Source organism: Capnocytophaga sp. G1920 (genome assembly GCF_051417515.1).
Genome location: NZ_JBPRKH010000001.1, coordinates 246,214 through 268,699, shown reverse-complemented (window position 1 = coordinate 268,699; position 22,486 = coordinate 246,214). Strand labels below are relative to the sequence as shown.

General features: G+C 39.7%; 16 protein-coding genes. 12 read left to right on the top strand and 4 right to left on the bottom strand.

What is annotated here, in order from left to right:
• The first annotated feature begins 102 nt into the window (after positions 1-102).
• From tatC to ACSQ7D_RS01315, 8 genes are all read left to right on the top strand, one after another.
• The gene (tatC, locus tag ACSQ7D_RS01350; protein WP_002671220.1) at positions 103-912 is read left to right on the top strand and encodes a twin-arginine translocase subunit TatC; all 810 of its coding nucleotides are present in this window, start codon (positions 103-105) and stop codon (positions 910-912) included.
• A gap of 8 nt (positions 913-920) precedes the next feature.
• The gene (locus ACSQ7D_RS01345; protein ID WP_009410049.1) at positions 921-1,574 is read left to right on the top strand and encodes a hypothetical protein; all 654 of its coding nucleotides are present in this window, start codon (positions 921-923) and stop codon (positions 1,572-1,574) included.
• 6 nt (positions 1,575-1,580) lie between these two features.
• Entirely contained in the window at positions 1,581-2,324 is a 744-nt protein-coding gene (gene lptB, locus ACSQ7D_RS01340; RefSeq protein WP_009410048.1) for an LPS export ABC transporter ATP-binding protein, read from the top strand.
• A 41-nt stretch (positions 2,325-2,365) separates the two neighbouring features.
• Positions 2,366-3,589, top strand: a complete 1,224-nt coding sequence (gene pepT, locus ACSQ7D_RS01335; RefSeq protein ID WP_437135092.1) for a peptidase T — start codon at positions 2,366-2,368, stop codon at positions 3,587-3,589.
• Positions 3,590-3,687: 98 nt separating this feature from the next.
• Positions 3,688-4,881, top strand: a complete 1,194-nt coding sequence (locus tag ACSQ7D_RS01330; protein ID WP_015782704.1) for a pyridoxal phosphate-dependent aminotransferase — start codon at positions 3,688-3,690, stop codon at positions 4,879-4,881.
• Positions 4,882-5,037: 156 nt separating this feature from the next.
• Positions 5,038-6,018: a 6-phosphofructokinase gene (gene pfkA, locus ACSQ7D_RS01325; protein WP_009419359.1), complete on the top strand. Its 981-nt coding sequence runs from the start codon at positions 5,038-5,040 to the stop codon at positions 6,016-6,018.
• Between the two features lie 53 nt (positions 6,019-6,071).
• A complete protein-coding gene (gene gap / locus ACSQ7D_RS01320) occupies positions 6,072-7,070 on the top strand; it encodes a type I glyceraldehyde-3-phosphate dehydrogenase (RefSeq protein ID WP_009419360.1) in 999 nt (332 codons plus the stop codon).
• Between the two features lie 82 nt (positions 7,071-7,152).
• Positions 7,153-8,007: a hypothetical protein gene (locus ACSQ7D_RS01315; RefSeq protein WP_009419361.1), complete on the top strand. Its 855-nt coding sequence runs from the start codon at positions 7,153-7,155 to the stop codon at positions 8,005-8,007.
• Between the two features lie 57 nt (positions 8,008-8,064).
• On the opposite strand, the gene ACSQ7D_RS01310 is transcribed toward ACSQ7D_RS01315, so the two are convergent.
• Both ACSQ7D_RS01310 and ACSQ7D_RS01305 read right to left on the bottom strand, forming a co-directional pair.
• Entirely contained in the window at positions 8,065-8,679 is a 615-nt protein-coding gene (locus ACSQ7D_RS01310) for a deoxynucleoside kinase (RefSeq protein ID WP_002671237.1), read from the bottom strand.
• Between the two features lie 2 nt (positions 8,680-8,681).
• Positions 8,682-9,170 (bottom strand): Lrp/AsnC family transcriptional regulator, encoded by a 489-nt coding sequence (locus tag ACSQ7D_RS01305; RefSeq protein WP_002671239.1) that lies wholly within the window; start codon positions 9,168-9,170, stop codon positions 8,682-8,684.
• A 677-nt stretch (positions 9,171-9,847) separates the two neighbouring features.
• Between ACSQ7D_RS01305 and ACSQ7D_RS01300 the strand changes: the two genes are divergently transcribed.
• The 4 genes from ACSQ7D_RS01300 (at position 9,848) to ACSQ7D_RS01285 (ending at position 14,646) form a co-directional block, all read left to right on the top strand.
• Entirely contained in the window at positions 9,848-10,930 is a 1,083-nt protein-coding gene (locus ACSQ7D_RS01300; RefSeq protein ID WP_437135091.1) for an AMP-binding protein, read from the top strand.
• 1 nt (position 10,931) lies between these two features.
• Positions 10,932-12,758, top strand: a complete 1,827-nt coding sequence (locus tag ACSQ7D_RS01295; protein WP_437135090.1) for an ABC transporter ATP-binding protein — start codon at positions 10,932-10,934, stop codon at positions 12,756-12,758.
• Positions 12,759-13,105: 347 nt separating this feature from the next.
• Positions 13,106-14,401, top strand: a complete 1,296-nt coding sequence (tyrS, locus tag ACSQ7D_RS01290) for a tyrosine--tRNA ligase (protein WP_437135089.1) — start codon at positions 13,106-13,108, stop codon at positions 14,399-14,401.
• A gap of 86 nt (positions 14,402-14,487) precedes the next feature.
• Entirely contained in the window at positions 14,488-14,646 is a 159-nt protein-coding gene (locus ACSQ7D_RS01285; RefSeq protein WP_264853836.1) for a hypothetical protein, read from the top strand.
• Positions 14,647-14,684: 38 nt separating this feature from the next.
• Here the strand turns inward: ACSQ7D_RS01285 and ACSQ7D_RS01280 are convergent, their stop codons facing one another.
• Both ACSQ7D_RS01280 and sprA read right to left on the bottom strand, forming a co-directional pair.
• Positions 14,685-15,290, bottom strand: a complete 606-nt coding sequence (locus ACSQ7D_RS01280; RefSeq protein ID WP_264853838.1) for an IMPACT family protein — start codon at positions 15,288-15,290, stop codon at positions 14,685-14,687.
• 9 nt (positions 15,291-15,299) lie between these two features.
• Complete coding sequence (gene sprA / locus ACSQ7D_RS01275) at positions 15,300-22,382, bottom strand: cell surface protein SprA (protein ID WP_437135088.1); 7,083 nt, start codon at positions 22,380-22,382, stop codon at positions 15,300-15,302.
• Positions 22,383-22,486 lie beyond the last annotated feature (104 nt).

Genomic DNA, 22,486 nt, shown 5'->3' with positions numbered 1-22,486 from the left:
GGTGGTAAGTTAAAAAAGTTAGTTGCTAATTGTGAATTATGAATTATTTATTATCTTTGCACCATCAAATTTGTTATAAAAGATAAAAACAACAAAGCAACGATGGAATCATCACAAGATGAAATGTCCTTTTTAGACCATTTGGAAGCCTTGCGCTGGCACTTGATACGTGCTATTATAGCTGTTTTAGCAGTGGGTGTGGTAGCGTTTGTGTGCAAGGATTTTATTTTCCAAATCATCTTTGCTCCTAAGAATGGTGATTTCTTTACTTACAGAATGTTCTGTAAGATAGGTCATCTTTTTGGATTTGAAAGTGCTTTTTGTGCTGAACAATTGCCTTTTACAATTCAAAGCCGTACAATGGCAGGGCAGTTTTCAGCTCATATCTGGACGTCTATTTGGGCAGGAGTGATTCTCGCATTTCCTTATGTACTTTATGAAGTGTGGAAATTCATCAGTCCAGCACTTTATGAAAACGAGCGTAAGCTGGCTCGTGGCTTTATTCTCATTGCTTCTTTGCTGTTTTTTATAGGAGTTTTGTTTGGCTATTATCTCATTACTCCACTATCAGTGAATTTCTTAGGGTCTTATTCAGTAAGTCCCGAAGTGAGAAACCAAATAGATTTAAACTCTTATATTTCGGTAGTACGCTCGTCAGTCATTTCGTGTGGCATTATTTTTGAGCTACCTATTGTTGTTTATTTTCTTACCAAATTAGGAGTGATAACACCTGCTTTTATGCGAAAATATCGCCGGCACGCAGTCATTGTAGTGCTTATCATTGCAGCAATTATAACCCCTCCTGATGTAGTAAGCCAAATTATCGTGTCGATACCGATAATGCTCTTATACGAAATAAGTATTTTTATTTCAGCTTACGTTTTAAAAAAAGAACAAAACAAGGTAATTTAATATTTTTAATGGATTGTAATACCTACTTACAGCACCTACCCAACGTAAAAACGTTGAAACAGCTTTGCAAAGGCGAAGCCGTATTAGATTGGATTATTTGTGGTCACGAGTTTGAAGTTTATCACACCTACTACAAAGTAAATGAAGAAGAATATGAAGGCTATGAAGCCCAATGGGGGCACGGCTTTGAAGATGAAGACGGTTCGTCGCTGTCGTTTTATTTTATTGATAAAGCCTGCTTAATCGTTCCCTCTTCGAGCGCCGAAGATAGCAAAGGAGGCGATAATCACGACTTCGAGAAGCGTATCCCGAAGGTGTTCTTGCCGTACTATCGTAAAAACTTTTCAGAAAGTGATATTCCTTTCGTGATATACTCTTTAGATGGCGAAACGTGGCAATGTGTAGAGAACTTCCCTGTGGAAGAACATATCGATAAGTTTGAGTATATTTCTACTGACCCTATGAAATACAAAGAATGGGCAGTGGAATACTTGGGCGACGAAGGATTCTTGCAAGAAGTAATGAGCGAACAAACCATTACCGACCTTTACGAAGGGAAAGTGCTTACCGAAGAGATGGTGTACAGTATCGTAACCGAAGTGCACGATTGGGTAGATTTAGAAACAGAACTCAACGAAATGCCTTATCGCTTTTCGTTTTAAGATTATATGAAATTAGTAGTAAATAACATCATCAAAATATACAAAGGAAGAAAAGTAGTAAAAGGCGTTTCGCTGGAAGTAAACCAAGGTGAAATCGTAGGACTCTTGGGACCTAACGGAGCAGGAAAAACGACTTCCTTTTATATGATAGTGGGACTCATCAAGCCCAACGGTGGTACTATTTTTTTGGATAATACCGAAATCACCAGTTATCCGATGTACAAACGTGCTCAAAGCGGTATTGGGTATTTGGCACAAGAGGCTTCGGTATTTAGAAAGCTGAGTATTGAGGACAATATCAAAAGTGTCCTACAACTCACCAAACTTTCTAAGGCAGAACAACAACGCAAAACCGATGAGCTGATAGAAGAGTTTGGCTTAGGACATATTCGTAAAAATCGTGGAGACTTGCTTTCAGGGGGAGAACGTCGTCGTACAGAAATTGCACGAGCTTTGGCTACTAGTCCGAAGTTTATTTTGCTCGACGAGCCCTTTGCAGGGGTAGACCCTATAGCGGTGGAAGATATCCAACGCATTGTAGCACAGCTCAAAGACAAGAATATAGGTATTCTCATCACCGACCACAATGTACAGGAAACACTAGCCATTACCGACCGCACTTATTTGATGTTCGAGGGAGGAATCCTCAAATCAGGAGTGCCTGAAGAATTGGCAGCTGATGAGATGGTAAGAAAAGTATACCTTGGAAGAAACTTTGAATTGAGACGCAAGAAAATATTAGAAGATTAGCCAATTAACAATAAGAAGAAATAACTAAAAACTATAATATAATGAAAAATTTAGTAGACCGTTTTATTAAGTATATAAAAATAGACTCTCAGTCCAACCCTGAGAGCGAAACAACTCCTAGCACCAAAAAACAATGGAATATGGCAAACCTATTGGTAGAAGAATTGAAAGCTATTGGTTTGCAAGACGTAACTGTAGATGAAAACGCCTACGTGATGGCTACGTTGCCATCGAATGTAGATTACCCAGTGCCTACCATTGGTTTTATTTCTCACTTCGATACATCACCTGACTTCTCTGGTGAAAACGTAAATCCACAGTTTATAGAAAATTATGATGGGGGAGATATCGTCCTCAATAAAGAACAAAACATAGTGTTATCACCTTCTTATTTTGAGGATTTGTTGCTCTACAAAGGCAATACCATTATCACAACCGATGGTACTACCCTTTTAGGAGCTGACGATAAGGCTGGTATTGCTGAAATTGTAACCGCTATGGAATACCTCGTGCAACACCCTGAAATCAAACACGGCAAAATACGCGTAGGCTTTACCCCTGATGAGGAAATAGGACGTGGAGCGCATAAATTCGATGTGAAAAAATTCGCTGCCGACTGGGCTTATACAATGGACGGCGGACAAATAGGCGAACTTGAATATGAGAGTTTCAATGCAGCTGGGGCTAAAATTCACTTCAAAGGAAAGAACGTGCATCCTGGTACTGCCAAAAACAAAATGATAAACTCAATGCTCGTAGCTACTCAGTTTATCAATGCACTACCAGCCGATGAGATTCCAGCTCGCACCGAAGGTCGCGAAGGGTTCTACCACATTACCGATATTTCTGGAGATGTAGAAAATACGGTAGTACAGCTTATCATCCGCGACCACGACCGAGACCTTTTCAACAAACGCAAAGCCTTAGTACAGCAAATTGTAGACGATCTTAACAAGCAAATCCCTAATGTAGCAGTAGCTGAAATAAAAGACCAATACTACAATATGGGTGAAAAAATCAAACCTGTGATGCATATTGTAGAAGTAGCCGAACGCGCGATGAAAGAATTAAGTATTACTCCTATTACTAAACCTATCCGCGGTGGTACCGATGGTTCTCAACTTAGCTTTATGGGCTTGCCTTGCCCTAATATCTTTGCAGGCGGACATAATTTCCACGGTAAATACGAATTTGTACCCGTAGAAAACCTCGAAAAAGCTACCGAAGTGATTATTCGCATTGCTGAATTAGTAGCAAAAAAATAATATAATTAGCCAATTTATCAATTAGCCAATGTGTTAATTGACAAATTGGCTAATTTGCTAATTTTTCCATTAATAATTAACCATTAATCATTAAAAAAATGCCTACAATATCACATAGAGCGCAAATATTGCCTCAGTCACCTATTAGAAAACTGACCCCTTACGCTGAAAAAGCAGCTAAGGAAGGGAAGACTATTTATCACCTCAATATTGGTCAGCCTGACATTAAAACCCCTGAAATAGCCGTACAAGCAGTCAAAGATTTTACCCCTAAGGTATTGGAATATACAAAAAGTGAGGGAATTGATTCTCTTAGAGAAAAGGTGGTGGAATACTACAAAAAACACGATATTAAGGTAGAAAGTAGTGATATTATCATCACTTGTGGAGGTTCTGAAGCTCTTACCTATGTAATTGCTACTGTTGCTAATGCCGATGATGAAATTATCATTCCAGAACCTTACTATGCGAACTATATTAGCTTTTCAGAAGCCTTTGATGCAGTGTGTGTGCCTATTACGTCTTCTTTTGATGATAACTTTGCCTTACCTCCTATAGAAGAGTTTGAGAAAAAGATAACTCCTAGAACCAAAGCTTTTCTCATTTGTAACCCCGGAAATCCTACAGGCTATTTGTATTCTAAAGAAGAAATCTTGCAATTGGCAACAATAGCTAAAAAACACGATATTTTCCTTATTTTCGATGAGGTATACCGAGAGTTCGTGTATGATGGTGCTACCCATTATTCCATTATGCAAGTAGAAGGCATTGAACAAAATGCTATAATGATAGATTCGGTATCTAAACGTTTCAGTATGTGTGGAGCGCGCATCGGGTGGGTAGTCTCTAAGAATAAAGACGTGATGATGTCTGTTTTGAAGTTCGCTCAAGCACGCTTGTCTCCCCCTACTTATTCACAAATAGGAGCTGAGCGCGCTTTTGATGTACCCGAAACTTATTTTGAAGAGGTATTAAAGGAATATACTCAGCGTAGGAACGTGCTCATTGAAGAACTCCGAAAAGTAGAAGGCGTGCGTGTATCGATGCCTAAGGGGGCTTTCTATTGTATAGCCGAATTGCCTGTAGAAAATGCAGAAGACTTCTGTATATGGCTTTTAGGCCATTTTTCAGTAAATAACGAAACGGTAATGTTAGCTCCTGCCGAAGGTTTTTATGCTACCGAAGGTTTAGGGCGCAACCAAGTGCGTATAGCTTATGTGCTCGAGAAGGAGAAGATAGTAAAAGCTATTCACATATTAGGTGAAGCTCTAAAGGAATACAACAAACATTAAGATTTAATGAAGATTTTATAAAACTAACTTTTAACACCTATTTTCTAATTCCTAATAAACTAAACAGTTATATTTTTTAGTGTTAAAAAAATATATAAAATTATTGCTGTATCAAAAATATTTTGTACTTTTGAGGCGGAAAATTAAAAACAGACAATGTCAGTAAAAAAAATAGCAGTATTAACATCAGGAGGAGACGCTCCTGGTATGAACGCCGCCATTCGTTCAGTGGTGCGTACTTGTGCATATCACAACATCGAAGTGGTAGGTGTATATCGTGGCTATCAGGGAATGATAGAAGGCGATTTTGAAGAAATGAACGCACGTAGCGTTCGAGATATTATCAATAGAGGAGGTACTATCTTGAAATCAGCCCGCTCTAAAGATTTTAAAACTCCTGAAGGGCGCAAGGCAGCTTATGAAAAATTAAAAGCTGCAGGAGTAGATTCTTTGGTAGTAATAGGAGGTGATGGCTCTTTCACAGGGGCACTCTTGTTCAACAAAGAATTTGGTTTCCCCGTAATGGGAATCCCTGGTACTATCGATAACGATATCTATGGTACTGATTTTACTTTGGGATATGATACCGCTCTCAACACTGTAATTGAGGCTATCGACAAGATTAGAGATACCGCAAGCTCCCACAACCGCTTGTTTTTCATAGAAGTAATGGGGCGTGATGCAGGACACATCGCCTTGAACTCTGGAGTAGGGGCAGGTGCTGAAGAAATCTTGATTCCAGAAGAGAATATAGGACTTAAAAAGCTACTTGAATCTTTGGAAAAAAGTCGTAGGACTGGTAAAACTTCCAGCTTGGTAGTGGTTGCTGAAGGCGATAAAATAGGTAAAAACGTATTCGAACTTAAAGAATATGTAGAACAACACCACCCCGATTACGATGTGCGTGTATCAGTATTAGGACATATGCAACGTGGAGGTGCTCCTTCTTGCTTCGACCGCGTATTGGCAAGCCGTATGGGGGTAAAAGCAGTAGAATCACTCCTTGAAGGGAAATCTAACTATATGGTGGGTACTCGCAACAACAAAATGGAACTCACTCCGCTTGAAAAAGCTATCAAAGGCAGTTCTAAAATAGATACAGAACTCCTCCGTGTAGCCGAAATAATGGCAACTTAGTAACGTAACAAACTTAAAATTAAATAACGAATAAATTAAATTAAAAGAGAATTATGTCAGTAAAAATTGGAATTAACGGTTTCGGACGTATTGGACGTCTCGTATTCCGTGCTGCTTATGAAAGAGCCGACGTAGAAATCGTTGGTATTAACGACCTTTTGGATGTAAATTACATCGCTTATCTTTTGAAATACGATTCAGTTCACGGAACTTTTAAAGGTGATGTGAAAGTAGAAAATGGTCACTTAGTAGTAGATGGCAAAAAAGTGCGTATCACTGCTGAAAAAGACCCTAACAACCTTAAATGGAACGAAGTACACGCCGATGTAGTTGCTGAATGTACTGGTATCTTTACTACCTTAGAAAAAGCACAAGCTCACATCAATGCTGGGGCTAAAAAAGTAGTTATTTCTGCTCCATCAGCTGATGCTCCTATGTTTGTAATGGGTGTGAACCACAAATCAGTAAAACCTACTGATACTATCGTGTCTAACGCTTCTTGTACTACCAACTGTTTATCTCCTGTTGCTAAAGTATTGAATGATAACTTTGGTATTGAAGAAGCCTTAATGACTACAGTTCACGCTACAACAGCTACACAATTAACTGTAGACGGTCCTTCTAAAAAAGACTGGAGAGGTGGACGTTCAGCACTTTGCAACATTATCCCTTCTACTACTGGTGCTGCTAAGGCTGTAGGTAAAGTAATCCCTGAATTGAATGGTAAACTTACTGGTATGGCATTCCGTGTGCCTACTGCTGATGTTTCAGTAGTAGATGTTACCGTTCGTACTAAAAAGGCAACTACCTTAGAAGAAATCAATGCTGCTATGAAAAAAGCATCAGAAGGTGAATTGAAAGGTATCCTTGGCTACACTGAAGACCTTGTAGTTTCTCAAGATTTTGTAGGTTGCAAACTTACTTCTATTTACGATGCTAAAGCTGGTATCGGTTTGAGTGCTAACTTCTTCAAAGTAGTTTCTTGGTACGATAACGAGACTGGTTATTCAAACAAATTGGTAGATTTAGCACAACACATTGCTAAATTGTAATTCATAAAGAAAAAAGGTGAGTTGCCTATGGAGGCATACTCACCTTTTTTAATAGTAAACAACTTAATAAAACCGAAACGATATGATTTTAATTGTAGACAGTGGAGCTACTAAGGCGGATTGGACAGCCTTAAATAGCAAAGGTGAAAAAATATTTTTTACTCAAACTTTAGGGTTAAATCCTGAAGTTCTTACAGAAGAAATTCTCGTAGAGCGTATTACCACCAATTATCAATTGTTTGAGAACAGAAATTCAGTATCAGAAATTTATTTCTATGGTGCTGGTTGTGGTACTGAACGCATTCGTTACTTTGTAGAACGCAGTTTGGCAACTATCTTCAAAAACGCTAAAATAGATGTGAAAGAAGATACTTATGCAGCTGTGTTTGCCACTACAGCTCCCACCGATAAAGCTATCGTATGTATCTTAGGTACAGGTGCTAACTGCTCTTATTGGAATGGTAAAGAATTATACCAAGCAGTAGATTCATTAGGCTATATTTTGATGGACGAATCAAGTGGGAACTTTTATGGTAAACGATTGATTATCGACTATTACTTCAAGAAAATGCCATCAGACCTTGTACAAAAATTTGAAAACCAATATGAATTGGGCTCAGATGTGATTAAAAATCATTTGTACAAGATGCCAAATCCTAACAGTTACTTGGCTACTTTTGCGAAATTCGTAGTAGAAAATAAGAATCACGAATATTGCCGTGAGATGGTGAGAAAAGGTATGCAACTATTTGTAGACCACTGGATTTCTCAGTATGAAGACCGTTACGAAGTGCCTATCAACTTTGTAGGTAGTATTGCTTTCTTCCTCCAAGATATTTTGGAAGAAATATTGACAGAAAACAACCTTAAATTGGGTACAGTGCTAAGAAAACCAATTGATGGTTTGGTTGCTTTCCACGTAAACAAATTCTTTTAATAACGAATAAAAGATAAAATAAAAAAGACACTCACTATTGTGGGTGTCTTTTTTATTTTAGAACAGTCCGTAGAGGAGAGCATCTATTTTATTGATGATTTCACCTAAATCTTCAGGGTTGTTTACGAAATCAATGTTGTCTACTTCTATAATGAGTAGTTTCCCCTTGTCGTAACTTTTTATCCACTGTTCGTATCGCTGGTTGAGGCGGTTGAGATAGTCTATTGAGATTGTATTTTCGTAATCTCGACCGCGCTTTTGTATTTGGTTTACTAAGTTGGGTACTGAGCTTCTGAGGTAAATCAGTAGGTCTGGTGGGAGAACAAGGCGCTCCATCAGAGCGAATAGTGACTTGTAATTATCGAAATCACGAGAGCTCATCAGTCCCATTTCGTGTAAGTTAGGAGCAAAGATGTGAGCATCTTCGTAAATAGTGCGGTCTTGAATGATGTTATTTCCTTTCTCTCTAAAATCCAAAATCTGTCGGAAGCGACTGTTTAGAAAGTATATTTGTAAATTAAAACTCCAGCGCTCCATTTGGTGATAAAAATCATCTAAATAAGGGTTATCTACCACATCTTCGAAATGGGCTTCCCATTGGTAGTGTTTGGCTAATAGAGAGGTAAGGGTAGTTTTTCCAGCTCCTATATTTCCTGCAATTGCTATGTGCATTTTTAATTAGTTTTTTCAGCTTCTTCACGTAGACATTTAATCATAGAGGTGTTCTTGATTTCTTGTATTACGAAAGAGCTTTGAATGTTAGAGATAATTTCTAATTTAGATATTTTGTGTACTACAAATCTCTGATAATCCTCCATATCGTTGAGCATAACTTTTAGCAGAAAGTCATAGCCTCCTGCCATATACGAGGCTTCTAACACTTCATCTAAAGTGCTTATATATTTTTCGAACTCATTAAATAATTCGGCACTATGCTTAAGAAGTTTTACTTGACAATAAGCTACCAATTTTTTTCCGAGAGCTTTAGGATTGGCTACCGCTACATATCTTTGAATTATTCCTAGTGATTCTAATCGTTTGATACGTTCGTGAACTGGAGTGATTGACAGGCTTACTTTCTCGGATAATTTTTTAATAGATTGTTTGCTATCTTGTTGTAATTCATCTAAAAGTGCTAAATCAATACGGTCTAATGCATACATACTTTTATAAATTTATTGGGGGTAAAATTAGAAAATATTTTTGATATAGCAGGGAAAAAGACAAAATATTTTTTCTGTTGTTTTATAAAAGGCTCATAATCATTATTATTTTTAGATGAATAATTAGGTTGTAAAAGACTAAAACTATAGAAATATTTTCTGAGTAAAGCATATTTTACAGAATAGGTTAATTCTAATAATAGTTTGTATTGTCTTTAAATTGATTATCAATTTAATCAACTTTGCCAAAGTGTGTGTCGCAAAAAGAACACATTAGAGTTTTTTTTCGGAGAGACTCAGCACTATCGGAGGAAAACGAAGAATATCAAAAGATGATTAGAGGGGTTTTTGATGAAAAAAGGGTGTAAGGAGGGTGGGGTTAGCTTATAGAGAGCTTATAGGAAGCTTATACGAATCTTGGACGATTGGTATAGAAAGGGTATATAAGTAGTTGATTTATACTGTAATATAGCAAGGCTAAAAGTGCTAAAAACGAGGTTTCGAGGCGAAAGTAATAGAAAGATAAAATGAGAATAGAGCGATGGTTTGGTAATTGCCGACAACTCTAATGAGGGCGAATTGTAACGATGAAAATATAAGATTTTACATTTAATTTTGCTCATTTCGTTTAATTATTGTAGCTTTGCCACTGCTATTAAAACAATATTACATTTAAGATGAACGAAATAGACTATAAATTTGTACATAAAGATTTTAGAATCAATGGATTTCCTATAGATAGAGAACGACTTATTATCTTGGCGGTAGCCTACGTGAAAGATGGTTTGCCTTACCGTAAATCGGTGGGGAGGTTTCTTTTGGATTGGCTTGACGACAGGGATTATATAGAAGCGACAACCTCTGGCTCTACTGGCATTCCTAAGCAAATTCACCTTAAGAAGCAAGGTATGGTTAATTCGGCTTTGGCTACGGGTGAATACCTTAATCTTTCACCTAAGAATCGTGCTTTGTTGTGTTTGCCAGCTGACTTTATTGCAGGTAAGATGATGCTTATTCGTGCCATTATTTTAGGTTTACACCTTGATATCATTCGCCCTTCGTCTATGCCTTTATCGCTTACCAGTAAGGATTATGATTTTTGTGCAATGATACCTTTGCAAGCGGCGAAATCTCTTACTGATTTGCCTCGTGTGAAGAAGGTAATATTAGGAGGAGCTTCTATTGATGGAGAATTAGAAGCTAAATTACAGAATATTCCCACAGAAGTGTATTCGTCTTACGGAATGACTGAAACTATTTCGCATATTGCGATGCGCAGGGTAAATCACACGATGGATCACGAAACTACCTATAAAGCAATGCCTAATGTTACGTTTACCCAAGACGACCGCAATTGTTTGGTAATAAATGCACCTTTGATTGCCGACCACCCTGTGATTACTAATGATATTGTAAATCTCATATCGCATAGCGAATTTGAGTGGTTAGGGCGTTTTGACAATATTATCAATTCGGGAGGCTTTAAAGTCTTTCCAGAAAGTGTAGAGCACAAGATTAAGAAGTACATCAAAGGTGATTACTTTATTACTAAAGAACCTGATGATGAGTTAGGGCAACGAGCAGTGCTTTACGTACAGGGTGAGGAGAAGGATTACCCTACTTTGGCACACGATATTTATATGGATAAAGATATACTGAAATACGAAGTGCCTCGCCAAATCTATTTCGTTCCTAAGTTTGTGTATACCGATAATCAAAAGCTAAGAAGGGACGAAACGGTTAAGAAATACAAGAATTAAGATGAAACTCAAGAGATTTATCCCTTATATATTGCCTTATAAGAAACAGGCAATACTGAACATATTTTTCAATATTCTTTATTCACTCTTTAGTGCACTTTCGTTTGTGGCACTTATCCCGATGCTTGATGTACTTTTTGGCAAAGCGCAAACAGTAGCTGAAGCTCCTGTATATTCGGGTAATTTGTTGGATTTAGGGAGTTATGGTAAAGCCTACTTAAACTACAAAGTAGGAATTCTTGCGGGAGAAAATACTATTTGGGCTCTTGGAATAGTGATTGCTTTGGTAATTTCACTCTTCTTGCTGAAGAATATGTTTAGCTATTTAGCTTCTTTTTTCATCACTTACCTTCGCAATGGTGTATTACGCGATTTGCGTGATGCACTTTACAAAAAAGTTGTAAGCCAACCAATAGCATTTTTCTCAGAACAACGCAAAGGCGATATTATGTCGCGTATGGTAGGTGATGTAAACGAAGTACAATACTCATTGCTCTCGGGATTGGAGGCTTTTGTGAGAGAACCTCTTACTATTCTCTTTTCTATTTTGGTGATGCTAGGTATTAGCGTGAAACTCACAGTATTTACCTTTGTATTTATTCCTATTGCAGCGGCAGTAATTTCGAGGATAGGCAAATCACTAAAAAAGAATTCAATAGCTTTACAACAAGAACAGGGACGATTTCTTTCGCTCATAGAAGAGACTATAGGGGGATTACGCATTATAAAGGCATTTAATGCTGAGGGTATTTTCTCTAAGAAATTTAAGGAATCTAGTAATACTTTTAACCGATTGAGCAATAAGGTAATGAATCGTCAGAACTTAGGATCGCCAATGAGTGAGTTTCTCGGTATCCTGATGATTGCTATTTTGCTGTGGTTTGGAGGCTCGTTAGTGTTGGTAGATAAAACATTAGAGGGCACTCAATTCATTGCCTTTATGGGATTGGCGTACAATATTCTCACCCCCGCAAAGGCTATCAGTAAGGCATCATACGATATGCGAAAAGGGAATGCAGCAGCCGAACGTATTTTGGAAATTCTTGATTACGAGAATCCTATTAAAGAGTGTAAAAATCCTGTTGTAATTTCTGATTTTACCACTGCTGTAGCTCTGAAAGATATTACTTTTGCGTATGCTGAACTGCCCGTACTCACTCATTTTTCTTTGGAAATACCTAAAGGGAAGACAATTGCCTTAGTAGGACAATCGGGGAGTGGCAAGAGTACTATTGCGAATCTTATTACTCGTTTTTACGATGTAAATCAGGGAGAGGTACTTATCGATGGGGTGAATGTAAAAGATATGCAAACTGCCTCCTTGCGAAAGCTCATAGGGGTGGTATCGCAGGATTCTATTCTTTTTAATGATACGGTAAAGAACAATCTGCTGATAGGAAAGCCCGATGCTACTGATGAAGAACTAGTGACAGCGGCTAAAATAGCCAATGCTTATGAATTTATAAAAGACCTTCCCAAGGGTTTCGATACCAACATAGGCGATGCAGGTAGTAAACTGAGTGGCGGACAAAAACAACGTCTTAGTATTGCTCGTGCAGTGCTGAAAAACCCACCTATAATGGTACTCGATGAGGCAACTTCGGCACTTGATACAGAAAGCGAGCGTTTGGTACAGAATGCCTTAGAAAATATGATGAAGAATCGCACCTCGGTAGTGATTGCACATCGCCTTTCAACAATCCAAAATGCTGACCAAATAGTAGTAATGCAAAAAGGGCAAATAGTAGAGCAGGGTACCCATACTGAACTGATACAAAAGAACGGTATGTATAAAAAGTTAGTGGAAATGCAATCGTTTGAGCAATAAGCTTAGGGTATAGGTGCGAGTCGCACGGTCAGATAAACAAAAGACGAACAAAAGACGAACAAAAGACGAACAAAAGACGAACAAAAGACGAACAAAAGACGAACAATGAACGAACAATGAACGAACAATGAACGAACAATGAACGAACAATGAACGAACAATGAACGAACAATGAACGAACAATGAACGAACAATGAACGAACCTAAACCGAAGAAAAGGCGGATAATAAAACAACTACAAACAGATATTTATACTTACATATTTAGAACTTTAGCAAGAAGAGAAGAGTGTTTTTACTTTTTTCGTACCTTTGCCCAAATTATAAATTATAAACGAACAAAAACTAATGAAGAATTTTATAGAAGAATTGCGTTGGCGCGGTATGATTCAGGATATAATGCCTGAAACTGAACAACATCTTATGGAAGGATTACGCGCCGCTTATGTGGGGTTTGACCCTACAGCCGACTCACTGCATATCGGTCATTTAGTGGGCGTAATGATATTGCGCCACTTCCAAAATTGCGGTCATAAACCCTATGCACTTGTAGGGGGGGCAACAGGAATGATAGGCGACCCTTCAGGTAAATCGGCTGAACGCAATTTGCTTACCGAAGAAGTATTAGCACATAATATAGAGGGTATTAAAAAACAATTGGCAAAATTTCTTGATTTTGAAAGCACTGCGCCTAATCGCGCTGAACTCGTGAATAACTACGATTGGATGAAAGAGTTCTCATTCCTTTCATTCATTCGCGATATTGGTAAGCACATCACCGTAAACTATATGATGGCTAAGGATTCGGTAAAAAAACGCTTCGACCCTAATGAAAATACTGATGGAATGTCGTTTACTGAGTTCTCATACCAACTTTTGCAAGGTTACGACTTTTTGCATCTCTATCGCGAGAAAAACCTCACTTTACAAATAGGAGGCTCTGACCAATGGGGAAATATCACTACGGGTACTGAACTTATTCGCCGTATTGCAGGCGGAAAGGCGTATGCCCTTACTTGCCCGCTGATTACCAAAGCCGATGGCACTAAATTTGGTAAAAGTGAAGGTGGTAATGTGTGGCTTGATCCTGAGAAAACCTCGCCTTACAAGTTCTTCCAATATTGGATTAATACTTCCGATGCCGATGCCGAACGCTATATTAAAATCTTTACAATGCTCAGCAAAGAGGAAATCAATGCTCTCATCGCACAGCACACCGAGGCACCTCACTTGCGCATATTGCAAAACAAATTGGCAGAAGAACTCACCTTATTAGTACACGGACGCGAAGAGCTTGAGAAAGCTAAAAAAGCATCACAAATCCTCTTTGGTAACTCTACTTCTACCGATTTGCGCACTTTAGACGAAAAAACTTTCTTAGAAGTGTTTGACGGCGTACCTCAAGCCGAAGTAAGTGTCGCCGATATTACTGGTGGACTTGATATGATTGCCATTCTTTCAGCAAAAACAGGTTTTATCAATTCTAATTCCGAAGCACGTCGTGCCTTGAAAGAGAACTCTATTTCCGTAAATAAAGAGAAAGTAGGTGAAGACTACCAAATAGGGGAAAAAGATCTTGTAGATGGGAAATTTATCTTATTACAACGCGGAAAGAAAAACTACTTTATAGTGAAGAAAGTGTAGTTCTCTATAATATTCAACTTTGCCAAGGGAGCGAGCCGTGCAGGCAGAAAAACTTTGGCAAAGTTTTTAACTTCTAGCTCTTAACGATGAAACTCCTCTTACCCTTCATTTTATGCTTCTTACTTACAGCTTGTAAAACAGTAGATATGACGGTGCTAAATGATGTGCCCTTTTTGGTGTACCAACAACAAAAGGCAGTAGTAAAAAAGCTTTCGGTTGCATTTTTAAAAAATAGATACAAATAGACAATCAATGAAAGTAAGCACCCAAGAAAAGAAACACCCTAATCTTCTTCTATTATATGTACCCCAAAGAGATTACTAAAAATCTCTTTTACTTTTATAAAATCACTTTGTCGTACGGCTAAATGTAGCACACAGTTTTCAGTGAGCAGTTGATGAGTGATGGTGAGGTCTTGCTCTTTTACTACCCGCATTACTTTGTTCATCAGTGGATATTCAAAACTGATGATGAGTTCCTCGGTAATGAGCTTTTCTACAATTTCTACTTCTTGCAAGGTGAGTTGGGCAGTAGTTTTGTAAGCCTGCACCAATCCGCCTACCCCTAATTTAATCCCTCCGAAATAGCGCACTACTACCACCAGTACGTTAGTAAGCTCAAACGACTGTATTTGCCCATAAATAGGAATCCCTGCTGTATTGTTAGGTTCACCGTCGTCGTTAGTGCGATAACGCTGGGTAGTGCCATATCCCAATTGCCACGCATAACACCAATGCCGTGCCGAGAAATGTGCTTTCTTCACAGCTTCGAGATGCACCTTTATCTCCTCTTCAGAAGTAATCGGGAAAGCATAGCCTAAAAACTTACTGCTTTTCTCCTTAAAAATCACCTCTTCTACCGAGGTTGCTATGGTTTTGTAGGTATCCAAATCAGCTAATTATTGAAAGGTATATTTCACTGAAAGTCCTGTGCGAATAGTCGTCATTGGGAAGGCAGTTGAGATAGCCGATTTAGAGAAATTGTATTGGAAATAATACGATGCCAAAAGATTACGAGTAAGAGCATATTCGGCAGTAAGGTTACCCAACCACGAGGTTTGTCCTGCCGTTACTTGGTTGTTGAATATTTCCATATTGCGTATTACCGTAAACTCATTGAGGTAGGAAAGAGTGCCTTTTAGTACCAAATCGCTCTTCAAGGTAGTGAGATTACCATTTACTCGGGTAACAAAGCGCAAATCTTTAAATCGGTATCCTACCCCGAATTTGTATTCGCGTTTGAGAATCTCAGTTAGGTAATCATTATCTAAGCTGATAGAAATAGTACGGTCTCGGTTGAATTCTGCCAAGAAGCTCATAGAGTTTTTGAATTCCATATCTGCCCTAATAAGCGGATTGAACTGCTCAGCGAGAGTAACAGTAGAATAGAGTTTCTCATTGAGAAAATCGCCTGCTACGTTCGTTTTATTAGGGTTAGCCGGTTCATATTCTAAATTAGTGCGGAACTCACTAAGCGAGTAGCTAGCACGATAACCGTGTGCCAATGAGAAACGACGGAAAGTATTCTTTATAAACTCTACACGCATTAGTCCGGTATAGCGTATATTCCATTCAGGGATAGGAATATTCTTGAAAGCATCAAGCGATACGCCACTAGCACTACTTCCTGAATAGGCTGCAAAGAAAGCAGGTATCATCACTGCTTGGCTCTTTTTGCTATAACCTATAGGGTAACCTTCTGCATCTACGCTACCTGGATTCAAACCGCGCGCCTCAGCCAAACGACGTGCTACGGTAAGTCGGTTTTCTTTGAAACGTTCAAAGGCTTCCGACTTGTATTCATCAATCTTATTAAAGGTAGTAGCTATCAAGTTGGTAGAGATATTGAAGCTACCTACTTGGTTACCTACTAATGGATTATAAACAAAGTTGCGCACTTCAAAGGTTTCAGTATAGTTCTCGGTATACTGACGATTAGCCTTTAAGTTGATTTGCAAATCAGGGATAGGTTGCAAATTAGCCGTAAGCAATAGTTGTCTTTCTTGTGATTTGATGTATTGGTCGTTGAAATCAGGAAACTCAGTAAGGTAACCGCGTTTTGCCATCTCGTAACGCAAGTCAGTTTGATCGCCAAACATAAAGCCTGCCGATGGTTTAAAGGTACCTAAGAAGCCCACTTGTTGCGTATATCCTGGTATGGTGCGAGCATTGGTAACTGAGTAGTTCACTCCTACTGTTTTGAGCATTGTCAAGAAAGTTTTAGCTACACTGGCTTTTTCTCCTCTTGGAGTAGCTTTTACGCCTAAGTAACGATACAGCTGGTCGAAAGTAAGGTTTGCTGTAAAGTTATGCGTATTGCCGTTTTGCAAGGTGTTTACTTCTTGGCGTGCCAATTGTAAGAGAGTTTGTGAACCGCGCTGATAGTCGAAATCACCAGAATAAGTATAGTTAGCTTTCATAAATTCAAAGAAAGGGAACTTACTAAAAGGTAAATCGTAGTTCACTTGGAACTTCGAGAAGAAGTGGTCTGGAGTTCCTAAATCCCAGAAATCTGACCAAAGTGATACTTCTTTATTAATGCCTGATATATCGCCATTGCCATCGTACACATAGTAGTTGCGAATGATACTGTTATTAGTAGCATTAAAGTTTAATCGCAATGATTTAGTCAAATTGTAGTTAATAGCGTATTGGTGATTCATCTGGTAATTGCGCTGTTGTAGCTCAGGGAGTGCTTTTTGCTGATTTGCATTCACACCATCAAAATGTACATCGCGGAACAATTGCTTGGTGAAAGAACGATTGATATCACTAGTAAACATAATGCTGGTAGGCAGAATGTTTAAGTTTACATCTGCTAACCATTGCCAATAGCGCTTATTAGCAAACTTACTACTTTTCTTGAAAGGCTCTACGGCAGTAGGTTTGAAAGTATAGTTGTACATAAAGCCTGCGCGCACTTGTTGTTCATCTTCGTAACGCAACTCGTAATCGCGGTGGTTCTTCTCGTTGTAAGCATAGTTAAAAGTAAAGTTCTCTATGTTGTAAATACGGTTTTTCTGTCCTTCGCCTAAGTTTTTCTTCACCCCGATGAGGTTAATACCGCGTCTTAGTGTATAATCTTCTGCTTGTTCTTTAATAATTTCTCGCTCGCGTGCGTTTTGTGCTACGTCCAATCGGTCTTCTAATTTGATGTCTTGATATACGGGGTCGTACTCTGGGGTCGAGAGTTTCTGCGAGTGATTCAAACCTACCGGTATTTGCATATTCCACTTAGGAGGGAGCAGTTTCCCCGCATTGATGTTCATCATTACATCGTATTCGCGGGTACTTTCTAAGGCGCGCTGATTAGGAGCTTGGTCTACCGCTCCAAAACCTACGGTATGCATACGTCCTGTAGCCGAGATGTTCATTAGTTCAGAGGCATTCGCATCAAGAGAGCCTACGGCTGCCCAACCGCCGTGGTTTTCCAATTCGGCTACACGCAATTCGTTGAACCAATATTCCCCACTCAGTCCATTACTGCCCGAAACGTTTTTCACCCCTATCATTACGGCTCTTACACTACCGAGCGATGGATTCCCTTTGATTACATAACGGTTTTGTCCCGCTACGTGTGGTGCACTCTCAGGTACTACATTGTAGTTTGCATCGTAGTATACCGCATCACTCATTGTTTGGTTGCGTATGCTGATAGCTTTTAACTTGGTGAGCACGTCCATTGGGATAACCAATTGGTTGTTTTGTGGCCATATCAGTTGCTCTGTCGAAGCACCCGCAGGCGTTACCTGTAAGGGTACTTCCACTTGGTAATAGTTGTCGTTAAAGTCAGTACCTACCCGCAAGAAAGCCACTGCCTGATTATCGCTCAGCGGTTTGTTCTTATAGGCTTCAGCGTGTACAAACATCTTTATATACTTGTATTGTCGAAGGTCAAAGCGCATTGCCTTGTATACCGCCCTACTATCGTTGTTTTCAAGGTTATCCACTATGTAAGATAAAGCCTGCTCGTTTTGTTCTACCAAGGTGTTGTTGGTATTAATACGCTCACGGCGTACCCCTGGTGGCATACGGTAAGGGATAGGCTGACGGGTTTCGTTCTCAATTAAGTTTACTGAATTGATTTCTACTTTGGTGCCGTCATCACTTGGGTCGTCCTTATCAGTGCTGAGGGTATAGTTGTAATAACGCCAATCACCGCGAATGAGGTCAAGTGTACCAAAGCGTAATAGCATTTCTTGAGGGAAGCCTGTAAGGTACATACGCATATGGGTCATCGAGTTGATGATATCCATCTTGTCGTTGTTGTTCAATGGATATTGGAACCCTTCTCGCCACATCTCACCGCTGGCAATCGGTATTTTAAACTGTATCCAGCGGGCACTTACTTGTTGCCCGTTAGGTGCTTCTACCGATACCACGCGAATATCATTCACATAAGGGTCAGCAGTGGTGATATTAGGTTTAATACGCACTCTGTATTCAAGGTAGTTGTTGGCGGTGTTCATTGTATAATCACCGTTGATATCTTCATAATCAGGAATTGTGGTCGAACCTCTGTTCGTATTAGTCACTGCCACAGGCGAGTTACCTTGGGTACCATTGTAGTTGTAATAACGGTTTAAGATACCACCACTACGCGCCAAAAAGTATTCGTAGTTATCCATCGCAGGGTCGTTAGGTGAGGTAGCTACGTTATTGTTGTATATTCTCGATTCTTCGGTGTCGTTGAGTCCATCTAATCCTATATCTTGCGAGGCACGGTTAGATGAGTTGTCATCAAAAGCATATATCAGCGATTGTGCCGCAGGTACTTTACCCCAAGACGAGGTATTAACACTTGAGGTAGAAGAAAGTCCTGGTAAGCCGTTTTCATACTGTTTCCTACCGTCTTTAAGTACGTCTTCTGATATATTTCCTAAGTTGAACACCAATTCTCCATCACCACTGTATTCACCTGAATAATAAGGATCCATCACCCAGAACTGCAAGAACTCTATGTTACTTTCTTGAAAATCCGAATAGCTCATACCGCGCATAATCCCTGCCCATTTGTCGTTTTGGGTACGAGAAGCAAAACTTGGGTCGTTGTTATAAGGACCTTTTACATTAGGGTAATAAGCTAAGTCTAAGGTAGTTTGTACTAACGATTGTCCTTGGGCTAATTGCTGTTGTGGGAAGATTTCTTCTATAAAAATGCGACGTGTACTATTCTTAGAGATTTCGCTACTGCTTATCTCCGAAGGCTTTTGGTTTGAATAGAACACAGGGTCTATGGTATACCACGATAGTTTAGCACGCCCATAACCATTGCGTAAGTTATTGGGGTCATCAGGCCCATTACCGTATAGGGTGCGCGAAGCTGTACCACTGCCTTGTCCAAATTCCAAAGGCGTGCTTGCCAATTTCCACGCAAGGGGCGAACGCATATCAATAGTGGCTTGCGCTGCCTCAAAGTCGTCTAAGTACACGGTAGTTTCTCCGTCAAAATCATCTGCCTTAGGGGTACCGGCTCTTAGGTAAGCAAATTCACCTCGTATAGATAGATTCGACGGCGCATCGCTCTTAATCGTAGGAATACGGTTTACCCACCGAGTGAGGAAAGGTAGCTCAGTAGAGTAAGTTCCTCCAAAACCGAAGATAGTATTGTTTACGGCTTCTTGTCCGTAGCTGGTCTTTTGGGTATAAGGTCGTTCGCGTAGGTTCACGATAGACCCCCCAATGATAAATTTATCGTTGAATTTGTGTTCCACATTCACGCCCATAAAGCGGGTGGTTTGTCCACCGAAAATCAGGTTGTTTTCTACTGAAACCTGTATAGGCAAGTTGCTGGCTTCAAGACTCGGATTGATAATCTCCACAATTCCTGATTGATAGTCTACTAAATAGTCTAACCCTTCTACCAGTATACGCCCACCTGCAATCACGGTTACTGAACCACGAGGCACATTGAAAGCCCCTAACGAAATTCCCCTTCTTCCCGATGACTTATAGCGTCCTTTCATTTGGAACTTATTCTTATCACCGTCCATCTGGGCTTGGGTTTTCGTATTTTTGTATAATGAAGTATAAACGTATTTTCGTTGGTTGTCATTATAAGTTGCAGGGTCGTCGTAATTTGCACCACCACCTAAGGTGTTGTAGAGGTATTCACCAAAAGGCTCTACTTTGGTAAAGAATATTTTTCCGTATTGTTCGTCTACGGTAATGCCCGGAACAAAATCAAAGAACCCGTCACCACCTGGCTGAGGGTCGTTGTATTTGTTGAGGCGGTCGAAGTTGAAGAGATTTAACAAAATGCGGTCTTCCAATCCGGTAGGCCAACCGTTATTGTTTACTTTTTCGATATAGTTAATAGGGGAGGGGTTGGAGTAGAAGATATTCATACGGAAATCTTCTGGTGAAAGCTGTGCTGAACCTACTGAATACACGTTCTTCATCATCAAATCCCAAATAGGGTCTTTCACATTCAGGCGGTTACTTTTAAGCATCTTCAACACCAAAAGGTTGTTGGTAATCGCATTGTTACCACCTCCGTAGAACTGATTGGTAGTTGCCGAGATACCGTCGTTGGCAAACTCACCCACTTGATACACTTGGCTACCGTAGGTATATTGATAAGCCACCGCCAATACCTCATCGCTACTAAGGGCTGTGTTCAGCGATATATAACCGAGTTTGGTATCTACTTTATAGTCCACTCCCTCTTCAAGTTTACGAGCGTTCTCTATAACAGCGTAGTCGTAACCCTGACTCACATAGGAGCTGTTCGTGCCAAAACCTTGTTGTACCGTAGCCACATCCCGAATAGCGCTGGTAAGTACTGAATTTGGCGTGCCCAAACGTGTAGGGTCGTATTTGTTAGCCCCATTGGCAGGCATATTATTGGTAGTAGCATTAAAGAAGCTAGCTCCTGCTTTATTTCCCAAACGCGTATTCTCCATTTTGGGTTCACCTAAGTCCTGTACAGCCAAGATATTGCGGATATTCCCCATACGGCTATTGCGGTTGGTTACCCACACCTCCAAACGGGTAATTTGCACTTTACTATTGATAAATGGGTAGTTTTCTAAAGCGCGGTCGTAGTTATCACGGAAGAACTGTGCCAGGAAGTAGTTGCGGTTTTCGTCGTAGTCAAGAGCCGAAAATTCAAACTCTGTAATAGTACCACTGCCTTGGGCACTTACGGTCTTGCGCTCCGATTTCTGTTCAGAGAAAACACCCGTGACAGTAGTACGCCCAAATTTAAGTTCTGTCTTCACCCCAAAAAGGCTCTGCGAACCTGTGATGAGTGAGTTAGACATCGGCATTGAGATATTACCCAATTCTATTTTTTGTACGATATCGTCTTCATCAGGGGTATATTCTAATTTAAATACATTTTGGAAATCAAAAGAGGCTTGTGTGTCGTACTGAGCGTTAAGTGTTAGGCGTGTACCTATCTTACCGGTAAGCCCTAAGCTGATGCGCTGTTCAAAATCTAAGCCCCACGAACTGCGGTAACGCGGACTCACTACGGGGTTGTCGTTGCGCGTATAGCGTACGCCTAAATCTACCCCTACACTTCCCTGCGGAATCAGTTCTATATTGCGCCCCCCGAACACGCTTTCAAAAAAGTCAGAATTTACGTATAATTCAGGCAAGAGGTCGCGTTGCGTTTTTTTCTTATCGGCAGTATTGCTTTGGGTATCGCCTATGGCGTCCAATTTAGTTCGGTAGTATTCCTTCATACGCTCACGCAACACCAAGTTTTCATATTGTTGCACTGTGAGAAACATAGGGGTAGAAAGGTCGTAATTCCCTAATTTCTCAGTGTATACATAGCGGTCGAGCGTCGGGTTATAGGTATACTGATGCACAATGCTTTTAGGTTGCTCTAACCCTATACGCCCAATGCCATTCCGCACAGTCGTCTCAGTTTGAGTACTCGTAGCGGTTTGGGTCGTAGGGGTTACTTGTGCTTGAACACTGAATCCTGCTAAAAGTAGTAGAAATAAGGTTAAACGTTGCTTTACTGACATCTTATAAGAAATAATTAAACACCTATAAACCAAATTATTGCTATAACGTTATAACCTCTTTTTTGGCAGATAGGTACATTATGAGATAATGTAATTTGGTGCAA